At 65.9% G+C, this 4,249-nt stretch carries 4 protein-coding genes; all 4 read right to left on the reverse strand.

The window, feature by feature from the left end:
- Positions 1 to 297 precede the first annotated feature (297 nt).
- Positions 298 to 1,518, reverse strand: coding sequence for a sensor histidine kinase (locus IE271_RS40285; protein ID WP_434099787.1), 1,221 nt, complete (start codon positions 1,516 to 1,518; stop codon positions 298 to 300).
- Positions 1,519 to 1,522: 4 nt separating this feature from the next.
- On the reverse strand, positions 1,523 to 2,302 hold the full coding sequence (locus IE271_RS40290) for a hypothetical protein (RefSeq protein WP_229919971.1): 780 nt from the start codon (positions 2,300 to 2,302) through the stop codon (positions 1,523 to 1,525).
- A gap of 228 nt (positions 2,303 to 2,530) precedes the next feature.
- Positions 2,531 to 3,010, reverse strand: a complete 480-nt coding sequence (locus IE271_RS40295) for a DUF4231 domain-containing protein (protein ID WP_190195393.1) — start codon at positions 3,008 to 3,010, stop codon at positions 2,531 to 2,533.
- 310 nt (positions 3,011 to 3,320) lie between these two features.
- Positions 3,321 to 4,249 (reverse strand): helix-turn-helix transcriptional regulator (locus IE271_RS40300; RefSeq protein ID WP_190195394.1); only part of this gene is annotated, 929 nt, incomplete at its 5' end.

Here is a 4,249-nt window from a genome sequence, read left to right on the forward strand (position 1 = left end):
CGGATCAACGAGGCACCTGCGCTGACGAGTTGAGACTTCGAACACCTCCCTCAACGGCACGGGTGCCTCGTGCGTTGCGCCTCCACCGCCGTCACCCATCAGTGGCCACTCTGAAACAGCTCACTGTATCTGCGGCATCGAGGGAAAGGGTCTGGACCGCCGGGTAGCACCGCTGCTTCACAGGCCTGGCCTCGTTGTCCTGCTCACGACGGCAGGGCCGTCTTCGCCGTGAAGGAGCGCATGGCTGCGGGGCGTTCAGTGATCACGTGGCGGCCCTGTCTCCGGTACGACAGGCGGTCAGTTCTCTTTCTCGTCTGCCGCAGATGTCCGTGGGGGTGGCCCTGTGACGGGCAGATCGGCCGCGACCAAGTAGCCCCCGTCGAGCTGGGTGCCGGCGTGCAGGCTGCCTCCGGCCGCGATCGCCCGTTCCCGCATGCCGATGAGGCCCTGACCGGTGGAGAGCGGGTGTCGCGCGGGGCGATGTGCGGCCCGCTTGTGGTCGCGTATCCGAATCTCGAGTTTCCTTGTCTGCCAGCTCAGCTCCACCCGTATGGGCAGATGCGGGTCGGCGTATCGGAGGGAGTTGGTGAGAGCCTCCTGCACGATCCGGTAGGCGGACAGGTCGACTCCAGGCTCCAGCGGCACTCGGTCCCCGGTGGTGCGCAGTTCCACTTGCCGCCCACTGGCCCGCGCCCGCTGCAGCAGTCCGGGCAAGTTCCTCAGTCCGAGAAGAGGCTGAGTCACGGCCTGGTCAGGGTTACCGGCACTTTCCGTGAGAAGGCCGAGCATGCGGCGCAACTCGACGATCGCCTGTTGTCCCAGGTCGTCGATGTGCCGTAAGGCCTCTGCGGCACGCGGGGGGTCCTTGTCCAGTACGCGTGCCGCCCCGGCCGCTTGCAGCACCATCAGGCTGACCGCGTGGGCGACGACGTCGTGCAGGTCCCGGGCGATACGCCTGCGCTCTTCCTTCACCGCCTCGGCGGCCGCCTCATCGGCTTCGATTCGACGGCGGTGCGCTGTCCAGGCGGCCCACCGTCCCACAGCGAAGGCGGCGACGACGTCCATGGAGACAACGATGATCGCTATCAGGAAAGTGGTGACACGCATGTCCGGCCGTGCGTCTGCGGCATTCGACACGGCGTTCAGAACGACATGCATGAACGTCGCCAGCAAGGCCAGCACTGCCCGCGACCTGCTGGCGCGCGCTGCGAGGGTGTACAGGGCCAGCCACAAGCCGAGCGAGGGAACATAGTCCGGCCTGACGAACCAGGCGAGCAGGCTGTGGATCCACATCCAGATGAACACCCACCCCGGGAACCGGCGCCGCCACACCAGCGGAAGGTAGCCGACTGCCGCGTACAGCGGGGTGGCCCATCTGCCGAACGAGTCACTGGTCTCGTAGTACCACGAGATGTACAGGTCGAGCGCGCACAGCAGGGCGGCGATCACACAGTCCAGCGCGACCTGCTGTCGACGCAAGTACGCACGTATCAATGCTGGTAAGCGCCTACCCGGCATCCTTTCAGGGGCGGACAAATCCCCGGCATCCTTTCATGGGCGGGCAAACCTTGACGGCCACTTCGGCGGCCGTCTGGAACAACTCGGTACGAACTAATTCACGCCGTTGTGCCTCTTCAATGCCGCTGACCGTGCGCAGGGCGGCGTCCCAGGAGGGGGCTTGAGCCCTTGTCGGCACGCCTCCCGCGGCCTCGAGGGCTTTCCACATGTCTTTCTCGCCGGCGCTCAACGACTTCTCGAAATCCTCAGCCCGCAGCACGCCGGCAGTCGGACAGTACCGGGAGGGTTGCGCGAGATACAGAAAAGCCACCGCACCCTCGGGATGTGAGGCGAATCCTATGATCTCGGCTCGTGCAGGCCTGATCCGTTCGACAACTCCAGGCTCCTCCCCGCCGACCGGGATCAGTAGCACCTCCAAGGGAATCTTCTCGTCGCGCAGCCAGTCCAGTGGCCCGGGCACGGCGACACAGTCGTGAGCGACCAGGGCGGCGAAGGCCAAATGACCTTCCGCGACGTCAGATACGTAGGCCTGCTGGATGGACACCACAGGCTCGCGCGGCACGTTCATCTCAGCTTTCTCCGTATTCCGGAGGGAATTTTCGGACACCGACAGTGTGCTCGCAGCCGGATGAGCCAGGCATCCGCATACCACCGTATTTAGCGCGCGGCCATACGTCCGGGCGATGACGACGCGACGGCGGACGGTAGGTGATGCCCGATGGTCCAGTCCCACGAAGAATGCATGGTGCAGGTCGGCACGCTCAGGGGAGGTGTACACGGACATGCGGTCGGTCGCGCACAGCACCCGACGACCCAGAGGGGGGAACAATCGCTGGCCAGAGCAGTCTCAAGGCGTTCGCAGGGTCGTTGTGCCCTCCTCCGAAGGAGTACGTCTCTGCGTCTCGTCAGTCCGCCTGCCCGGTGTGTGGTCCGGCGTACGGTCGGGCGCTGCGGAGCAGGCGGCCAGCGCTTTCCTCACGTCGTCGCGGAGGCTCGCGACCACGGCTCACGCTTATTCCGGCCGCCCGGACCTCTCGGCATCCGCCCGGGAAACCAGCCACCGCTCACTCAAAGACGCCCACACCTCTTGATACTGCTCGAACACCGGTCGCAGGCTCTCATAACTCAGCTCATGCTCCGGAGTCGCCGCCATCAGATACTCAAGTTCGTCAGCCAATCGTTGAAACCGATACTGTGCCTCCTCCATGAGGATCCAACGTGATCGCCAGTTGAAGAACGGCTCGACCGCCCCCAGAAGTGTCACAAGAGCCACAAGGGTGAATGCGATACTCGCCCACAAATTGAGGTTCTGCAGCCCGAGAATGACGGTCGAACCTGCGGAAAGAGAAAGCGAAGCCACCTTGACGACGGACGCCGAGCGCCTGAACCTCGTTTTCCTGCTGCGCGCATAGTCATTTCCGCTCCGGATCTTTCCCAGCAGAAAAAACGCGCCGTCAGAAGCAGGGACACCGATTCCCCACTGACCGTCCACTACCCTCCACACCCCTCACGTGGCACGGACATGCCGCCCGCCCCTCCTCGGAAGATCCCGCCGCATCCGGCATCGGTCGAGAACAGATGTAAGCCTCCACCGCCGCAGCCGACAAGGTGCAGGAGCAACGACCGCCTGCCGCCGTGAGCACGGGCCCCAACGGCTTCGGCCAAGGCCCGGGCCACATGTCTCGCTGGCCCCAGCCGTCCGAGATGCGGCCGCATCAGCGCTCGACTCGTGACAGAACGCCGTGGAAGCCTTCTCGCTCCGTCCAGCCCTGAACATCGAACCCCACACATCTCGGAAAAGCTCAGCTGGACGGGTTGGGCATGTGCTGCTCCAGCATCTTCGACGGCAGCTCAGAGCGGCCGGCCACGTCCAGTTTGCGGTAGACGCGGGTGAGGTGCTGTTCGACCGTGCTGATGGTGACATGGAGCCGGCCGCTGATCTCGCGGTTGGTGTACCCGAGCGCGGCCAACCCGACCACCCGGTACTCCGCATCGCTCAAAAGAGTAGGACTGCCCTCCGCCTTCGCGGCCCCTGACCGTACAGGCTTCTCCAGCAGGTGGGTGTCGACCGGTGATTCGATACAACAGGATTCGGCCTCTTGCGTCGCCCGGCGGGCCACCAGGCGGGCGCGGGCGTACTCGCCGAGCTCGTAGTGGGCGGCCGACAGGTCGGCGTAGGCGTGGGCGAGGGAGTAGCGGTCGCCGGACGTCTTGAGCAGGTCGATCGCCTCCCGCAGCAGGGGGGCGCGGCGGTGCGACTTGCTGGTGGCGGCCAGTACGCCCAATGCCAGGGCCCGGAAGCGGGAGTTGCGTCCCCGGGACAGTCGCAGCTGTTCCTCGGCCCACTCCCGGGCCGTGCGGGCCTTGCCGATGCGCAGGTTGGCCAGGGCCAGGTCGGAGCGCCAGGGGATGCCCATCTGGAGGTTGGGGTTGCCCTCGCGCATCAGACGGCTGCAGGTCTCGAAGTCGTTGAGCGCGGCGAACGGCCGGTCGGTGTCGAGGTAGTGGTGGCCGCGGGTGCGCAGGTACTGGATGCCGAACACGGTGCGGAACATCGGTTCGGGCACGTCGTGCTTGAGCAGTTCCTCGGACTCGCCGAAGGCGCGCAGGGCGGTGTGGGCGGAGATGGCCGTGGACAGCGGGAGCCCGATGAGGACGCCCCAGCTCTGCGCGTGCAGCATGCCGAGCGCCGTGAGCGCGCCCTGCGCCGCGGTCTTCATGTCGCCCTGGA

It is taken from the genome of Streptomyces minutiscleroticus (assembly GCF_014650875.1).
Classification (GTDB): domain Bacteria; phylum Actinomycetota; class Actinomycetes; order Streptomycetales; family Streptomycetaceae; genus Streptomyces; species Streptomyces minutiscleroticus.

Coding starts and splice junctions, on each gene's coding strand:
- IE271_RS40285 (WP_434099787.1), bottom strand. CDS start 1,518: ATGCCGGGTAGGCGCTTACCAGCATTGATACGTGCGTACTTGCGTCGA.
- IE271_RS40290 (WP_229919971.1), bottom strand. CDS start 2,302: ATGTCCGTGTACACCTCCCCTGAGCGTGCCGACCTGCACCATGCATTC.